Genomic DNA, 16,122 nt, shown 5'->3' with positions numbered 1-16,122 from the left:
GGCGAAATAGATGACTAGGGTTCCGGCTTACGAAAGTAAGTGACTGGTCCGAGAGTCATCGACCTCCGACGAGGTTACACGGCGGGACAAAAGCCCGGGAGAAGACGCGCATTGCGCTGCTCTGCTCCTGCTTGCCCACCACTCATCCGGAGGTTCCATGCGTAAATGCTTGCTTGCCACCCTCGCTCTCAGTCTGACTGCATGGGTCAGCCTACCTTCTCTGGCAGCACCTCGCGACGACTTCAAGGTCTGCTGGACTATTTATGCCGGCTGGATGCCATGGGGTGAAGCCAAGACCCACGGAATCATCGACAAAGGGGCCAAGAAGTACGGCATTACGATCGATGTGGTACAGCTCAATGACTATGTCGAATCCATCAATCAATACACCGCCGGCCAGTTCGATGGCTGCGCCATGACTAATATGGACGCCTTGACCATTCCAGCGGCCGGCGGAGTGGATACGACCGCTCTGATCGTCAGTGACTTTTCCAACGGCAACGATGGCATCGTCATGAAGGGCAAGAGTAAAACCGTTGCGGACCTCAAGGACCAGACCGTCAATCTCGTACAGTTTTCCGTTTCCCATTACCTGCTCGCCCGGGCGCTGGAAACAGTCGGCCTAAGCGAGAAGGACCTGTCTACGATCAATACCTCGGATGCTGACATGGTAGCCGCGTTCAACACGCAGGACGTACAGAACGTAGCGACCTGGAATCCATTGCTCGCTGAAATCAAAACTTCGCCAGACACCACAGAAGTATTCAACTCCAGCCAGATTCCCGGCGAGATCATGGACATGATGGTGGTGAATACCGAAACGTTGAAGGAAAACCCCAATCTCGGCAAGGCCCTGACCGGCGCCTGGTATGAAATGACTGCCCTGATGACAGCCGGAACGCCTGAAGGCCAGGCAGCACTCACGGCCATGGCGAATGCATCGGGTACCGACCTTGCGGGTTTCAAGGCGCAGCTGGCCAATACAAGGCTCTTCTATGCCCCTCAGGACTCCCTGAGCTTCGTACTCAGCCCAGAGCTACCAAAGACGATGGAAAAGATTGCCCGGTTCTCCTTTGATCATGGGCTGCTGGGCGAAGGTGCGCCGGATGCGAATGCCATTGGCATGGCATTCGCCGGCGGTGTAACGGTGGGCGACACCAGCAATATGAAGCTGCGCTTCGACCCGACATACGTGCAAATGGCTGCTGACGGCACGCTTTGACTAAGGCCTAGGCCGTCTCTTGGGCCGGCCCATATCCGCTACACAGGTAATCCACCATGCGCCTGATCAATCGCCAGCCTGATCGCGGAAGTCGTCTGCTTCTCATCCTGCTGCCTTTCGCCCTGCTGCTGTTTGCTTACTTCAGCGGCTCGGCTACCCGCCTAGCGGAAAACCCCAACGACAAGCTCCTGCCCAGCGCGACTCAAATGGCCGCAGCGATAGATCGTCTGGCGTTCAAGGAAGACAAGCGCACCGGTGACTATGTGTTCTGGCAGGACACAATGTCCAGCCTCTCCCGCCTGGCTACCGGACTGGTCATCAGTGCTTCGATCGCACTGGTAGTCGGTATCGCCACAGGTGCCATTCCGCTGTTTGGCGCGCCGCTTTCTCCGCTGGTAACCGTACTCTCCATGGTGCCGCCGCTGGCGATCCTCCCTATCCTCTTTATCGTGTTCGGCTTGGGTGAGCTGTCGAAGGTCATGCTGATCGTCATCGGTATTACACCGGTGCTTATTCGCGACATGGAGCAGCGGGTCCGCGAGATTCCACAGGAACTCTTGATCAAGGCACAAACCCTTGGCGCCAACAGCTGGACATTGATTCTGCGTGTGGTACTGCCTCAAGTCCTGCCTCGTCTTCTGATCGCGTTGCGCCTGGCGCTCGGCTCGGCTTGGTTATTTCTGATTGCCGCCGAGGCTATTGCCAGCACTGACGGACTCGGCTACCGCATCTTTCTGGTCCGCCGCTACATGGCGATGGATGTGATCGTGCCGTATGTCGTCTGGATCACGGCGCTGGCCTGGGCCATGGACGTTGGCCTACGACAGCTGACGCGCTGGGCTTTCCCCTGGTACGACACAGGAGCCCGTTCATGATCCAGGTTAAGAATGTCTGGAAGCAGTACGGTGATCAGGTCGTATTGGAACACCTGAACCTGAGCATTCAAGAGGGTGAGTTCTGTGCCCTGGTAGGGGCTTCCGGCTGCGGTAAATCAACCTTTCTACGGATGCTCTTAGGCCAGGAAAGCCCCACCCGCGGGCACATCCTGTTGGATGGACAACCGCTTTGTGTCGAGCCCGATCCCAGCCGTGGAGTAGTCTTTCAGCGCTACTCCGTATTTCCGCATCTTTCCGTGCTGGATAACGTGGTAATCGGCATGGAGCTCCCCCATTCACGTCTTCTGGGTCGCCTGTTCGGCACCGACAAGCGACGCCTTCGCGAGACGGCAGCGGCCATGCTGAACAGGGTCGGTCTGGGCCATGCGCTCGACAAATACCCCAGCCAGCTTTCCGGTGGCATGCAGCAGCGTCTGGCCATCGCCCAGGCGCTGATTGTGAAGCCACGTATTTTGCTGCTGGATGAGCCTTTTGGTGCGCTCGACCCTGGCATCCGCAAGGACATGCATGTGTTGCTGACCGAGCTGTGGAAGGAGCACAAGCTGACCGTCTTCATGGTCACCCATGATCTTTCCGAAGGCTTCACTCTCGCCAGCCGCGTGTTGGTATTCGACAAGATGCGTATCGATCCCCATGCGCCCAACGCCTATGGCGCACGCATTACTTACAACATCCCGGTAAACCGCAGAAAAACCTCCGGCGCCTTGACGTCGGTGGAAACCCTGCTGGGCCAACCCGCCGTCAACTGAGGATCCTGTTATGAACGAAACACGCCCTGTTGCTTCCCTGTTGCTCGAAGAACACGTTCCCGGAGGCGGTCACACCTCGCTCATCGTCAAACGCGGCCAGTTGCTGCGGATCACCGACGAACTGGGCGGCGCCAATGTCAGCCTGATGCTGTTCAACGCGCAGGAGAAGAGCGAACGCCTGAACCTGCCGGATACACTCAAATGCCAGCACACTGCCAAGCTCACCAAAGGGCATTGCCTGTATTCAGACATGGGCCGCGTGCTGGCCGCCATTGTCGAAGATACCTGCGGCTGGCACGACAGCTTTGGTGGCGTGGCAAATGCCGAAGAAGTCACTGAAAAGTACGGCCCCGGCCGATATCAGGAGCTGCGCAACGGCTTTCACCGCAACGGTACTGACAACCTGCTGGTAGAGATGGGCAAGTGGGGGCTGGGGCAGGAAGATTTACTCATGACACTGAACCTGTTCAGCCGGGTGGACGTGGATGCCGAAGGCGTCTTCCACTTCATCGAAAGCAACTCTTCAGCCGGCGACTACATCGAGCTGTATGCACCCATGAATACCTTGGTTGTACTCACCGCCTTGCAGCACCCGCTGGACCCAACACCCAAATACGCACCGAAATCCGTCACGCTGACATTGAAAAGCGCCGACCCAGGCGTGGCCGACGTCTGCCGTACATCCCGTGAAGAGAATATTCGCGGCTTTATCAACACCGAACGCTTCTTTCTGTGAGGACGACTGCCATGACCATGACTGCTAGCGAAAAACGTCCTGAGGACGCTCTCTACCGTGAGGTCATCCCGGCGGGTGCGCCTTACCTGAAAGAGATCAAGGCCGGCCAAACGATTCGCATTCATGACCTCGAAGGCAATCAGGCTGTTGATACCTTGTTCTATAGCGCGACGAACCCGCGCGAGCGCTATGACGCCCAGCGTACGCTGCGTCGACAGGGCAAGGTCTACCTCACCACCGGGACCGTGTTGTATTCCAACCTGGGCAATCCACTCCTGACCATCGTTGCCGACACCTGTGGCCGACACGACACGCTTGGCGGCGCCTGCGCCCAAGAGAGCAACACCGTGCGCTATGCGCTGGAGAAGCGCTACATGCATAGCTGCCGCGATAACTTTCTCTGCGCCTGCCACCATGACGGCAGGTTGGGCAAGCGCGACATCGCTGCCAACATCAACTTTTTCATGAATGTTCCGGTGACGCCTGAAGGCGGGCTGACCTTCGAGGATGGCATCTCCGGCGCGGGAAAGTACGTAGAACTGCGCGCCGAGACGGATGTAATTGTGATGATTTCGAACTGCCCGCAGCTCAACAACCCATGCAACGGCTGGAACCCAACTCCGGCAGAGGTGCTGATATGGGACTGAAACAGCGACTGCGCACCTGGCTGCATACTCTTTGCCAGAGCCGCTCCGGGCAGTGTTTGAATACACGACGCTCTGAGTGCAAAAGGGACTGAGCGACGCCGAAACGACAGGTATCGCCCCGCTATACCCCCTCCAGCTATGCATGACAACGACTTGGCTCCCGGGACGACCCTGGAGCGTGAAATTACGGCGGGACGGCCCGCCTCCCTTTCGAGGGTGCGACATGTTCACCAAACTCCTGATCGCTAACCGTGGTGCCATTGCCTGCCGTATTCTGCGTACTTTGTGCGACCTCCAGGTAAAAGGCGTAGCCGTTTACAGCGAGGCCGATCGCGCCAGCCTGCATGTGAGCCACGCTGACGAGGCCGTAAGCCTGGGTGAAGGCGCAGCCGCGGCTACTTATCTGGATATGCCCAAGCTCCTGGCTATCGCTACATCAACCGGCGTACAGGCTATCCATCCAGGCTATGGTTTTCTTTCCGAAAATGCCGCATTCGCCGAAGCCTGCGAGGCCGCCGGCATCGCCTTCGTTGGCCCCACTCCTGAGCAGCTGCGTGTCTTTGGCCTCAAGCATACGGCCCGCGCGCTGGCCAAGGCTCAAGGCGTACCGATGCTCGAAGGCACAGAGCTTCTGGAGGATCTGGAGGCTGCGTTAAAGGCTGGCGAGACCGTGGGTTATCCGGTCATGTTGAAAAGCACCGCTGGCGGTGGCGGTATCGGCATGCGGGTGTGCCGCTCGGCCAGTGAACTCGCTGAAGCATTCGACGCCGTCAAACGTCTGGGTCAGAACAATTTCAGCGACGCGGGCGTATTCATTGAAAAATACATCCAGCGCGCCCGCCATCTGGAAGTCCAGATTTTTGGCGACGGCCAGGGCGACGTGATTGCCCTAGGTGTCCGCGACTGCTCCGTACAGCGCCGCAACCAGAAAGTGCTGGAAGAGACCCCAGCGCCTAACCTGCCTGACGGCATGGCGGAAGCCCTGTGCGCAGCAGCAATCACGCTGGGCAAGGCGGTCAATTACCGGAGCGCCGGCACCGTCGAGTTCGTGTATGACAGCGAAGCCCAGCACTTCTACTTTTTGGAAGTAAACACACGCCTGCAGGTCGAGCACGGAGTAACCGAACAGGTTTGGGGTGTGGACCTGGTGCGCTGGATGATCGAGCTGGCCGCAGGCGATCTGCCCCCACTGGCCGAACTTGCCAGACATTTAAAGCCACATGGCCATGCCATCCAGGCGCGGCTGTATGCCGAAGATCCAGGCCGCGACTTCCAGCCCAGCCCTGGCCTGCTGACCGCTGTCGAGTTTCCGCCCTCGGAGGGTCGCGCCCTGCGTATCGATACCTGGGTGGAAGCGGGTTGTGAAATCCCGCCCTACTTCGATCCGATGATCGCCAAGGTCATTACCTGGGCCGACTCCCGAGACGCCGCGCGCAGTGCACTGAACCTTGCCTTGCAACGCACCCGCCTCTACGGGGTAGAAAGTAACCGCGACTACCTGCGTCAGATCCTCACCGATACCCCCTTCGCCTCAGGCAACCCCTGGACCCGCTGCCTGGAGAACCTGACTTATCAAGCTACTACCTTTGAGGTCATCAGCGCGGGCACTCAGACGACCGTACAAGATTACCCAGGCCGCCAGGGGTATTGGGCGGTGGGTATTCCGCCGTCAGGCCCCATGGATGATCGCGCCTTGCGCCTGGGCAATCGCCTGCTGGGCAACCCTGAGGGCACTGCAGGGCTCGAGATCACCATGACCGGGCCGACCTTGCGCTTCAACACGTCTGCGGTGGTAGCCGTGACAGGGGCAGCACTGCCTGTACAGCTTGATGGCGTGTCGCAACCCATGAATACCACGCTGTTCATCCCCGCCGGGGCAACCTTGACGCTGGGAACGGTCAGCGGTGCCGGCGCGCGAAGTTATCTCTGCCTGAGAGGCGGCCTGGATCTACCAGATTACCTCGGCAGCAAGAGCACCTTTACTCTTGGTCAGTTCGGCGGGCATGGCGGTCGTGCCTTGCGGGCAGGCGATGTGCTGCACCTGTACCCGTCGCAGGACCATCATGCAGGTGCCAACCTTTCGCCCGAATTGTGCACCTCGCTGACGGATACCCGCACCCTGCGCGTGATCTACGGTCCGCACGGCGCGCCGGAATATTTCAGCGAGGCCTACATCCAGCGCTTCCTCGATACCGAGTGGGAGGTACATTTCAACTCCAGTCGTACCGGCGTACGGCTGATCGGGCCAAAACCGGAGTGGGCACGGGAAGATGGCGGCGAGGCCGGTCTGCATCCCTCCAATATTCACGATAATCCATACGCCATCGGTGCCGTTGACTTTACGGGCGACATGCCTGTCATCCTCGGGCCAGACGGCCCAAGCCTGGGCGGTTTCGTTTGCCCGGTCACAATTATCGAGGCAGACCTGTGGCAGATGGGTCAGCTCAAGGCCGGTGACAGGGTACGCTTTGTGCCGGTCGGCATCGAGACGGCACGTCTACTGGCCAAGGCGCGTCATGTCAAGACTGAAACGCTGATACCAAACGTTGATTATGACGTGTTGCCGTTGACCGGCACTGACTCTAAGCTGATCAGCCCCATCGTATTGGACATCGGCCACGACGACGAGCGTCTGGTAGCGCGGCTCTCTGGTGATACCCATTTGCTTCTAGAGATCGGGCCGGCTGAGCTGGATCTGGTCCTGCGCTTCCGAGGACATGCGCTGATGCAGTCCCTAGAAGCCCTCGACCTACCGGGTATCATCGACCTCACGCCCGGCATCCGTTCGCTACAGATTCACTATCGCCCCGAGCAGTTGTCACTCAATGACCTGCTGATCCTGGTCGAGCGAACCTGGCGGGAATTACGCAACGCCAACGATCTGCGCGTACCCTCTCGTATCGTCCATATTCCGCTTTCCTGGGACGACCCGGCGTGCAAACTGGCGATCGAAAAATACGCAACGACTGTCCGCAAGGACGCCCCCTGGTGCCCGAGCAATCTGGAATTCATCCGCCGCATTAATGACCTCGACTCCATTGAAGCGGTGAAGCGAATCGTCTTTGACGCCAGCTACCTTGTGATGGGTCTGGGAGACGTCTACCTCGGCGCCCCGGTAGCCACACCGCTGGACCCTCGCCATCGTCTGGTAACAACCAAGTACAACCCGGCCCGTACCTGGACGGCGGAAAATTCTGTCGGCATCGGCGGCGCTTACCTGTGCGTGTATGGCATGGAAGGCCCGGGGGGCTACCAGTTCGTGGGCCGCACGCTGCAAATGTGGAACCGTTACAAGCAGGTCGATGCCTTCTGCGGCCAGCCTTATCTGCTGCGCTTCTTCGACCAGATTCGCTTTCATGAGGTGTCAGCAGAAGAACTGCTCACGATACGCGCCGACTTTCCGCTGGGTCGTTATCCCTTGCAGATCGAAGAGACCGAGCTGTCCCTGGCGGACTATCAGGCATTTCTTGCCAAAGAGGCGGACTCTATTCAAACCTTCCGCACCCACCAGCAGGCAGCCTTCAATGCCGAGCGCCAGCGCTGGCTCGAGTCCGGTCAGGCGCACTTCGAAAGCGAAGACGTCACGCCAGAGCCCGATGAGGATGCCCCCTTGACTGCCGGGCAGACCGCTGTGGAAAGCCATATTGCCGGCAATCTCTGGCAGGTACAGGTGGAACCGGGCACAGAGGTCAAAGCCGGCGATGTGCTGGTGATTCTGGAATCCATGAAAATGGAGATTCCGCTCTTCTCGCCTTGCGATGGACTCGTAAAGGACGTTCGCGTGCAGCCCGGCTCTCCTGTACGCGCCGGGCAAAGAATGATGGTAATCGAGCACGCCTGATCCAACTTAACCAGAGGCGGGTCGAGCAAGGCGATACCCGGCTCAGAACGCTATTGCTGGGTATTGCCAATGGCTTTATCCAGACTACCAGGGACTATTTTATGACTGACCTGCGCCTCGATACCCTCCGCGCCGCCTATCGTGAAGGCCGCACCACGCCACGCACGCTTATTATCGAACTTCGCAACAAGGCCGAGCAGTTGAATCCCGACTTTCACCTGTTCATCCATCTGCTCTCCCTGGCGGAGCTGGAACCCTATCTGGCGGCACTGGAAAGCAGGTCCCCCGCGGACCTTCCGCTGTATGGCGTCCCCTTTGCCATCAAGGACAACATCGATCTGGCGGGCATTCCTACCACAGCCGCCTGCCCAGCCTTTGCCTATACACCGGAGCGCTCGGCCACCGTTGTTGAGCAGCTGATCGCCCTGGGTGCGATTCCCCTGGGCAAGGCCAATCTGGATCAGTTTGCCACCGGCCTCAACGGTACACGTTCGCCCTATGGTGCCTGCCGCAACAGTATTCATCCAGACTACCCTTCCGGCGGTTCCAGCGCGGGGTCATCCCTAGCCGTAGCGCTGGGCGTGGCTACCTTTGCACTGGGTACCGATACGGCCGGCTCGGGTCGAGTACCTGCTGCGCTGAACAACCTGGTCGGTCTCAAGGCCACCAAAGGGCTGATCTCGACGGCGGGTGTCGTTCCGGCATGCCGTACATTGGATTGCGTCACCTATTTCACCGCCACAGCCAAGGAGGCCAGCGAACTGCTTGCCCTGACCGCTGTATACGATCCACGCGACGCGTACAGTCGCGCCAATCCGCTCTGGAACGATGCCTCGGCCTTCGGTACTCCGCGCCCGTTCCGCTTTGGTGTACCCAGGCAGCTCGAATTTCTCGGCTGTCCGGAAAGTCCCGCGCTGTTCGAGCACACGGTAAGACAGCTGGAAGCGCTCGGGGGCGAGGCAGTCGAACTGGATTTCGCCCCGTTCCTCGAAGCGGCCAAGCTGCTCTACGAAGGTCCGTGGGTAGCCGAGCGCTACAGCGTGGCGGGTGAGCTGATCGAAGAACAACCGGACGCGGTACTGCCCGTCATCAAGGCAGTACTGGCCAAGGCGCCCGGCACGACGGCCGTAGACGCCTTCCGGGCGCAGTACCGCCTGCAAGCACTCAAGGCTGTCTGTGACCAGGCGCTGGCCGAGCTGGATTGCGTACTGACGCCTGCCTACCCCCGCCCCGTCACTCTGGATGAATTGCAGGCCGAGCCTGTCGCCCGTAACTCCGATCTGGGTTACTACACCAACTTCATGAACATGCTGGATTATGCCGCCGTGGCGGTGCCGGCCGGCTTTATGCAAAACGGCCTGCCGTGGGGCGTGACGCTGTTCGGACGCGCCTTCACCGATCAGTACCTCTTGAGCCTGGCCGATGCCTTCCAGCGTGTGCAGCAATTACCTCTGGTAAACGGTGCACAGATGGACGCCCCTGCCTCTACTACAGTCACGCGCCATGATCATGCTCGTGTGGTCGTCTGCGGTGCGCATCTGGAGGGATTGCCGCTCAACTGGCAACTCGTGAAGCGGGGCGGCAAACTGGTTTCACGTACAGAAAGCAGTCCCGACTACAAACTGTACGCATTGGCCGGTGGACCGCCCTTCCGCCCGGGCATGGTTCGTGTAGCCGAAGGTGGTCGAGCCATTGCCGTGGAAATCTGGGAACTGCCCAGCCGCGAGCTAGGCTCATTTTTGACAGCTATTCCTGCTCCGCTCGGCCTAGGCAAGGTTCAGCTGGCTGATGGCAGTTGGGAAACCGGGTTTATCTGTGAGCCCTATGGGTTGGAAGGCGCCAAGGACATCACCCACTTCGGTGGCTGGCGGGCTTATATGGCCAGCCAGCGATAGGAGGGGCTTGCTAATCGCCTGCCGGGGCTTACCACCGTCTCGGTGGTGGCCCCCAGTACGGTCTCGGTCCATGACGCCAATAGCCTGGGCCGGGACCGGGACCGGGACCGGGGCCCCAACCAGAGCGAAACCGCGGCGGAGGCGGTGGTGGGCCATAATAGAAATTCGAGCGCCAACGTGTCACGGGCCGGTCATAGATAATGACGGAAGGCGGCGGCCCAACAGGAGCAGCCGGTGTCACATAAACGGGGGTATATGAACGGTAGTAGGTCGTGGTGGTATGACGGTAAGGGTTATCGTCGTAGACCACACACCCGCTTAACGGTAGAGCAAACGCTAACGCCAAGAATAGACGCCGCAAAACAGTATCCTCCACGCCCTAAAAAACGGTGCGTAATGGCATATTACCGCTCTGCGAAACCCTGTCCTTTGGAATCACCCAGGCATTCAGCTGGCATTAAGCAACTTAACCAGATATTTCATCTTACGATATCTGCTCAAGGTAGTCGCGCAGCCGTGTTTGCAGATAAGGTACTGCGTCCGGCAAGGACAGGAACTCCGCTATTGGCATCATCTGCCAATACTGGCCTTCATCACCGAAGCGTATGGATTCGATCTCTTCAGCGGTTAGTTCGCCGACGAAGAAATAGGCGTCAAGAGGCTTACGGGTATAACTCCTGTAGCGCCTTTCCCAAATGATCCGATCTTTGGTCAGCTGCAGGGAAAACTCCTCATCCAACTCTCGCAACGCGCACTCGACTGGACTTTCATTCCCTTCTCGACCACCGCCAGCAAAATCCCAGCAGCCCGGGAAGGGAATCGAGTCCTTCTCGTCTCGCTTGTAGGTCAGGAGTTGATCACCACACAATAAGGCAAGTTTAGCCCCGGAAAAGTCATTCACTACCGCTCTCCTGTTGGCAGACTCTTTTTCAGACCCACCCTACCAATTTATCCATGTTGTGATCGAATTGCGGTGAGCGCATAGGCGGTTGTACGGATAAGAGGGGCGACATGACGGGTATCGCTGCGCTCCCCCCTCCTACGTCCAAGCCGGTCTTTTCTAGAGTAGGGTGGAGCAACGCGGTACCCATCATAACGCTAAAGGGCGTTTATCAATAACCGTGGCGCTTCAGTATCGTGTCGATGCCGTCCTTTGCAGGGCGGTTGTAAAACTTCAACAGCTCGGCAGTGCGGTTGGTAAAGAAGCCATCTACGCCCGCATCGCTGATTTTCTTGAAGTCCACAGCCTCATCCACCGTGTATGGATGCACAATCAGCCCTTTTTCGTGAGCCATCTGATTCATCCAGGGCTTCACCAGATCCGCATAACTCTGATCACCGCCATTTGTCAGTGCCGAGGAAGGCCCTATTCCCAGTGCGCCATGCGCTTTCGCCCAATTCAGCCAGCGTTCGTACTCAGCCTTGGATTTGACCTCCTGCTTGGCATAATAGGCGGCCTTATCCTTTTCGCCCGAGTCGGCAAAGCTCACATTCGACTTGGGCTCGATACTGCCATCGCCCAGCCATAGCAGAAGCACTTTGGGCACCTGCGGCATTTCCTGCTGCAACAGTTCCATACTGCTCTTTTCGAACGTCTGCAGGACTACGCGACCTGGCATCGAGGCCACATGCACCTGCGGGGTATCCGATGTTTTTGCCGCAGGCTTGCCTAGCCAACCACGTGCCTGGAGCTTGTCCTTCAGGTCTTTTTCGATACCTGGGAACAGTTTGGGCTGCTTTGTCTCGATATATAGGCCCGGCTTGTTCTGGCCACCCTCGGCGATATCGATCACCTCGTCCAGGGTCAGAATTTTCTGGCCAGCAAAGCTGGGCCGCGCACGGTCCGGGTGAGCCGTATTGAACCAGGTTCCGGCATCCAGGCTTTTAAGTTCCTCCAGCGTAAAGCTACTGACAGGTTGATCCGCCCGGTCCGGAAAGCGCTGCGCAACGTTAGTGGTGCGCTTGAGGTTGTCGTCATGCAGGGCGATCAGGACGCCATCACGGGTACGCTGCAGGTCCAGTTCCAGATAGTCGGCGCCCAAGTCACGGGCCAGCATATACGCGGGCGCGGTGGACTCTGGTGCATCATAGGACGCCCCCCGGTGTGCAATCACGGCCGGATACGGAATGCCCGCCTTCTCGCTCAGCGCCTTGCCTACCGGCTCGCTCACGGCACCAGCCGACTGCCCCATCATCCCCATAGCCGCCATTAGCGCTCCTGCCAATAATCCCTTGCATAAACCTCTATCCATCGGTGTCTCCCGTTGTTGTGACTTTTTGGATTTTGAATACACAACGCCCATGCTGCGGCATGAACACGACGTTAACGTGACCATACCGCTTATCCCCACCCTTGCGGGCCATCAGTCAAAGAACGTAAGCAAGCGTAGCCCATACGGCTGGTCTTCATAGCCGTACTGCCTCACACGGGGTACGATTACGGTCTCCCCCTATTTACATTCGATTTCCGTACGCCCTTACAGGCGCACGAGGCGACAGACATGAACACAGCCTATCCACCCCATCTCTGCCCTCGCTGCGGGCAACCCAATGGCTGTGCTCAGCTCGGTTGCAGCCAACCGGTGACTGACTGCTGGTGCTTCCACACTCGTATCGCTCCCGAAGCACTCGAGACCTTGCCGGAAGACGCTCGCAACGTGGCTTGCCTGTGCGCCCGCTGCGCCAGTGCTACCTTAGAACATGAAATGGATACTAACGGCTGATGCGCCTGGATCGTTTCATCAGTAACCGACCGACCCTTAACCGCCTGGACGCACGCATGCATCTAGCGCATGGACACGTACGGATCAATGGCGTGCCTGTGCGCGATGGCCGTTACGAGGTACGCTTCTTCGATCGGGTCGAGTTGCTGGACGAGCTGCTTCAACCTGGCAAGGCTGCTCGTTACTTCATGCTGCACAAACCCGTTGGGTATGTGAGCGCAACGCAGCATCCGGATCACCCCACGGTAATCGATCTGCTGAACGAACAGGACAAGGATGATCTCCACCTGAGCGGCCGTCTGGACCTGAACACATCAGGCCTCATGCTCATCACCAACGATGGTCTCTGGTCTCGTCGTCTGACCCTGCCCGGCAGCAAGCTGCCCAAGGTGTATTACGTCGAGACGGCCAACCCGATCCTGCCGGAATACGCCTCCACATTCGCCGCCGGGCTGTACTTCAAGTTTGAAGACCTTACTACCTTGCCCGCCCATCTGGATATCCTGAGCGAGCGCAGCGCGCGGCTTACTCTCATCGAAGGCCGCTATCATCAGGTCAAGCGCATGTTCGGGCACTTTAGAAATCAGGTCTTGCACCTGCACCGGGAGCGGATCGGTCCCATTGTGCTCGACCCCGCCCTAGCACCCGGTGAATATCGCCCTCTTACCGCTACAGAAATCGCATGCGGCGTCCCTGCCTAGACCACTGAGGAACATTCGTCGCGCACTCCGGTCGGCATAAGAATCATTCATCAGCCAGGAGAGCCGTATGCGCATTCACGTTCCCCGCCTCGGTTTTGGCGGCGCCCCGCTGGGCAACATGTTTCATGAGCTCACCGAAGAACAAGCCTCCGCCACGCTTGAAGCGGCCTGGGAGGCCGGTATTCGCCTGTACGATACGTCACCCCATTATGGTGCCGGCCTGTCGGAAATTCGCTTTGCCGAGGTGCTCAGTCAAAAACCCCGGGATGAATACACCCTCTGCACCAAGGTTGGCCGTCTGCTGCAAAAGGCCGACCAGCCTGAGAATGCGGCCCCGTTCGTCAACGAGCGCCCCTACCGCCGCATTCTGGACTACAGCGCAGACGGTGCCCGTCGTTCCATTGAAGACAGCCTCGAACGCCTCAAAACCGACCGGATTGATATCGTCTGGATCCATGATGTATCCGAAGACCAGTTCGGCCCTACATGGCGAGAGTATTTTGACCAGGCCATGAAAGGCGCAGCGGTTGCACTGACCCGGATGCGCGAAGAAGGCCTCATCAAAGGCTGGGGGCTGGGTGTGAACATGGTCGAGCCTTGCCGTCTTGCCTTGGAACAGGCTGACCCGGATGCCTTTCTGCTGGCGGGTCGATACTCACTGCTGGACCATCGCGAGGCGCTGGACACCTTGTTCCCGCAGTGCCTGGAGCGCGGCGTAGGTATTGTTGTAGGAGGTCCGTACAACTCGGGTATTTTGGCGGGCGGCGAGAACTACAACTATGCCGAGGCTGATTCCTCCATTAAGGAAAAAGCCAAGCACCTCAAATGGGTCTGCGAACAGTTCGCCGTCGACGTGCGCGCTGCAGCCCTGCAATTCTGCATGGCACACCCTACTGTAGCCGCCACGATCCCGGGCACCAGCAAGCCTGAGCGGGTCAGGGAAAACGTTGAACTGATGCAGGTACCAATCCCGCAGGAACTCTGGACAACACTGCGGGAGCAGGGCGTCCTGCCCCCTGATGCGCCGGTGCCAGGCGAGACGGCCAGACACTAGGCGTGAAGTGGGATCAGGGCACCTTGGCGTCGCCCTTATCCCACAGCCTTACCAGCTCGTTGGGTGCACGGTCTTCCGGAACGGTAATTGTGATCTCGTCGGGCTTGTCCTTGAAGCGCAACTCGATCTTGTAATACCGCTGATCGCCACGCCCTACGCTTTCCGCCGAGGCTGGCAGCGAACGCTCGAGCACGGAACAGATTCGTCCGCGCTCATCCTCATTACAACTGGAAAAATCGATCTCCCGTGGGCGCGCCAGCGCATGGATCGCTGCAAAGCCGCCCTGTCGAGAAAGCCTTAACAAGGCATCCGGTCCCAGTTTCGGTAGCTCTTTCATAATGACCTCCTCAGGTCAGCTCTACCCCAACGTCTTCCCAGGCCTTGTTAATTGCCTGGGTCTCGCGCGCTTCTGCGCCGAAGCGGCGACCGGCATTCGAAACGGTGAGTCGAGCGAAGGCCGCAAAATCAGCATCGTTGGTCAAGCGGCTGTCGCATAGGGTGTCGTACCAGACGCGGCCCGCTGTCTCCCATGCGTATCCGCCGATCCCGGTTGCCGCCAGATAGAATGCCCGATTTGGAATGCCCGAGTTGAGGTGCACACCGCCATTGTCATCCCGCGTTTCAATGAAGTCACGCATATGGCCAGGCTGCGGGTCCTTGCCCAGCATCGGATCATCATACGCCGTACCCGGCTCAGCCATCGAGCGCAGACCACGACCATTGATCTTCTCGGTCAACAGCCCTTCCCCGATCAGCCAGTTGGCCTCCTCGGCTCGCTGCTTCAGGCTGTATTGCTTAACCAAGACCCCAAAGACATCGGACACGGACTCATTAAGTGCGCCAGACTGGTTGTAATACACCAGCCCCGCCTCACTTTCCGTCACCCCGTGGGTAAGCTCATGGGCAACGACATCCAGCGAAATGGTAAAGCGGTTGAAGATCTCGCCGTCCCCATCGCCGAATACCATCTGCTCGCCATTCCAGAAGGCGTTCTGATAGTCCTGACCGTAATGCACCGTGCCCGAAAGCGGCAGGCCCCGGTTATCGATGGAGTTGCGGCCCAGCACCTGATAGAAGAAATCGAAGGTGGAGCCGAGATGGTCATAAGCCTCATCTACAGCAATGTCGCTTACGGCAGGCTGGCCTTCCTTGCGAACCAGCACACCCGGCAACTGGTTACCATTTTTTGCATCATAGATGCTGCGCTGTGCACGCTCATCATCGGTACGCTCCAGCTCACTCACCGGTGCCTGACGCACACCAGGCGGGCCTGGATTATGCAAAAGCGTACGTACATGACTCAGCGTACCCAACGCGCAGGAGCGCTGGCGTTCATCACCATGATCAACGATACGGCTGAGGATGTACGGGGGGATAAAACCTTGAACAGAACCCAAGCGAGGCATACGAACGCCCTCCCTAAGCAGCCAGCGTTGGAGCAGCACAACACTACCCCTCTCACGCCACTCTACGTGGCACAGGGTTAGACCGCAAAACCCGCCCTAGACTCCCTCGCACAAAAACCTTATCAAGAGGCTTCACCCAAGGCTCGGCTTCTGGTACAAAGGACGCCTCCCGAAGCGGGCGTCGTATAATGGCATTACCTGAGCTTCCCAAGCTCATGACGAGGGTTCGATTCCCTTCGCCCGCTCCAATTC

At 58.6% G+C, this 16,122-nt stretch carries 14 protein-coding genes, 1 tRNA gene and 1 riboswitch; of the genes, 11 read left to right on the top strand and 4 right to left on the bottom strand.

What is annotated here, in order from left to right; translation table 11 throughout:
- Nucleotides 1–3 precede the first annotated feature (3 nt).
- A riboswitch (guanidine-I (ykkC/yxkD leader) is annotated at nt 4–103 on the top strand.
- A 54-nt stretch (nt 104–157) separates the two neighbouring features.
- The 7 genes from HMPREF1487_RS15250 (at nt 158) to atzF (ending at nt 9,986) form a co-directional block, all read left to right on the top strand.
- Nucleotides 158–1,222: a putative urea ABC transporter substrate-binding protein gene (locus HMPREF1487_RS15250; protein ID WP_010797569.1), complete on the top strand. Its 1,065-nt coding sequence runs from the start codon at nt 158–160 to the stop codon at nt 1,220–1,222.
- Nucleotides 1,223–1,278: 56 nt separating this feature from the next.
- Complete coding sequence (locus HMPREF1487_RS15245; RefSeq protein WP_010797568.1) at nt 1,279–2,097, top strand: ABC transporter permease; 819 nt, start codon at nt 1,279–1,281, stop codon at nt 2,095–2,097.
- On the top strand, nt 2,094–2,867 hold the full coding sequence (locus HMPREF1487_RS15240; protein ID WP_010797567.1) for an ABC transporter ATP-binding protein: 774 nt from the start codon (nt 2,094–2,096) through the stop codon (nt 2,865–2,867). The genes HMPREF1487_RS15245 and HMPREF1487_RS15240 overlap by 4 nt, the downstream gene beginning before the upstream one ends.
- Before the next feature lie 10 nt (nt 2,868–2,877).
- Nucleotides 2,878–3,603 (top strand): urea amidolyase associated protein UAAP1, encoded by a 726-nt coding sequence (locus tag HMPREF1487_RS15235; protein WP_010797566.1) that lies wholly within the window; start codon nt 2,878–2,880, stop codon nt 3,601–3,603.
- 11 nt (nt 3,604–3,614) lie between these two features.
- Nucleotides 3,615–4,250, top strand: coding sequence for an urea amidolyase associated protein UAAP2 (locus HMPREF1487_RS15230; RefSeq protein WP_010797565.1), 636 nt, complete (start codon nt 3,615–3,617; stop codon nt 4,248–4,250).
- Between the two features lie 223 nt (nt 4,251–4,473).
- Complete coding sequence (uca, locus tag HMPREF1487_RS15225; protein ID WP_010797564.1) at nt 4,474–8,091, top strand: urea carboxylase; 3,618 nt, start codon at nt 4,474–4,476, stop codon at nt 8,089–8,091.
- 101 nt (nt 8,092–8,192) lie between these two features.
- Entirely contained in the window at nt 8,193–9,986 is a 1,794-nt protein-coding gene (gene atzF, locus HMPREF1487_RS15220; RefSeq protein WP_010797563.1) for an allophanate hydrolase, read from the top strand.
- A gap of 484 nt (nt 9,987–10,470) precedes the next feature.
- Here atzF and HMPREF1487_RS15215 read toward each other — a convergent pair whose 3' ends face one another.
- Together HMPREF1487_RS15215 and HMPREF1487_RS15210 are read right to left on the bottom strand one after the other, a co-directional pair.
- On the bottom strand, nt 10,471–10,887 hold the full coding sequence (locus HMPREF1487_RS15215) for an NUDIX hydrolase (RefSeq protein ID WP_010797561.1): 417 nt from the start codon (nt 10,885–10,887) through the stop codon (nt 10,471–10,473).
- 211 nt (nt 10,888–11,098) lie between these two features.
- Nucleotides 11,099–12,238: a glycerophosphodiester phosphodiesterase gene (locus tag HMPREF1487_RS15210; protein WP_037030086.1), complete on the bottom strand. Its 1,140-nt coding sequence runs from the start codon at nt 12,236–12,238 to the stop codon at nt 11,099–11,101.
- A gap of 249 nt (nt 12,239–12,487) precedes the next feature.
- Here HMPREF1487_RS15210 and HMPREF1487_RS26800 point away from each other — a divergent pair, with 249 nt between their 5' ends.
- From HMPREF1487_RS26800 to HMPREF1487_RS15200, 3 genes are all read left to right on the top strand, one after another.
- Nucleotides 12,488–12,709, top strand: coding sequence for a cysteine-rich CWC family protein (locus tag HMPREF1487_RS26800; RefSeq protein WP_010797558.1), 222 nt, complete (start codon nt 12,488–12,490; stop codon nt 12,707–12,709).
- Entirely contained in the window at nt 12,709–13,410 is a 702-nt protein-coding gene (locus HMPREF1487_RS15205; protein WP_010797557.1) for a 16S rRNA pseudouridine(516) synthase, read from the top strand. Before HMPREF1487_RS26800 ends, HMPREF1487_RS15205 begins: the two co-directional genes overlap by 1 nt.
- Before the next feature lie 67 nt (nt 13,411–13,477).
- Complete coding sequence (locus HMPREF1487_RS15200; RefSeq protein WP_010797556.1) at nt 13,478–14,464, top strand: aldo/keto reductase; 987 nt, start codon at nt 13,478–13,480, stop codon at nt 14,462–14,464.
- A 13-nt stretch (nt 14,465–14,477) separates the two neighbouring features.
- On the opposite strand, the gene HMPREF1487_RS15195 is transcribed toward HMPREF1487_RS15200, so the two are convergent.
- Together HMPREF1487_RS15195 and HMPREF1487_RS15190 are read right to left on the bottom strand one after the other, a co-directional pair.
- Entirely contained in the window at nt 14,478–14,801 is a 324-nt protein-coding gene (locus HMPREF1487_RS15195; protein WP_010797555.1) for a protealysin inhibitor emfourin, read from the bottom strand.
- A 10-nt stretch (nt 14,802–14,811) separates the two neighbouring features.
- The gene (locus HMPREF1487_RS15190) at nt 14,812–15,870 is read right to left on the bottom strand and encodes a M4 family metallopeptidase (RefSeq protein ID WP_010797554.1); all 1,059 of its coding nucleotides are present in this window, start codon (nt 15,868–15,870) and stop codon (nt 14,812–14,814) included.
- 174 nt (nt 15,871–16,044) lie between these two features.
- Here HMPREF1487_RS15190 and HMPREF1487_RS15185 point away from each other — a divergent pair.
- A tRNA-Gly gene (locus tag HMPREF1487_RS15185) sits at nt 16,045–16,118 on the top strand.
- Nucleotides 16,119–16,122: the final 4 nt, after the last annotated feature.

It is taken from the genome of Pseudomonas sp. HPB0071, from assembly GCF_000478505.2.
Lineage (GTDB): Bacteria > Pseudomonadota > Gammaproteobacteria > Pseudomonadales > Pseudomonadaceae > Chryseomonas > Chryseomonas luteola.
This window is presented reverse-complemented; position numbering and strand designations above follow the sequence as displayed.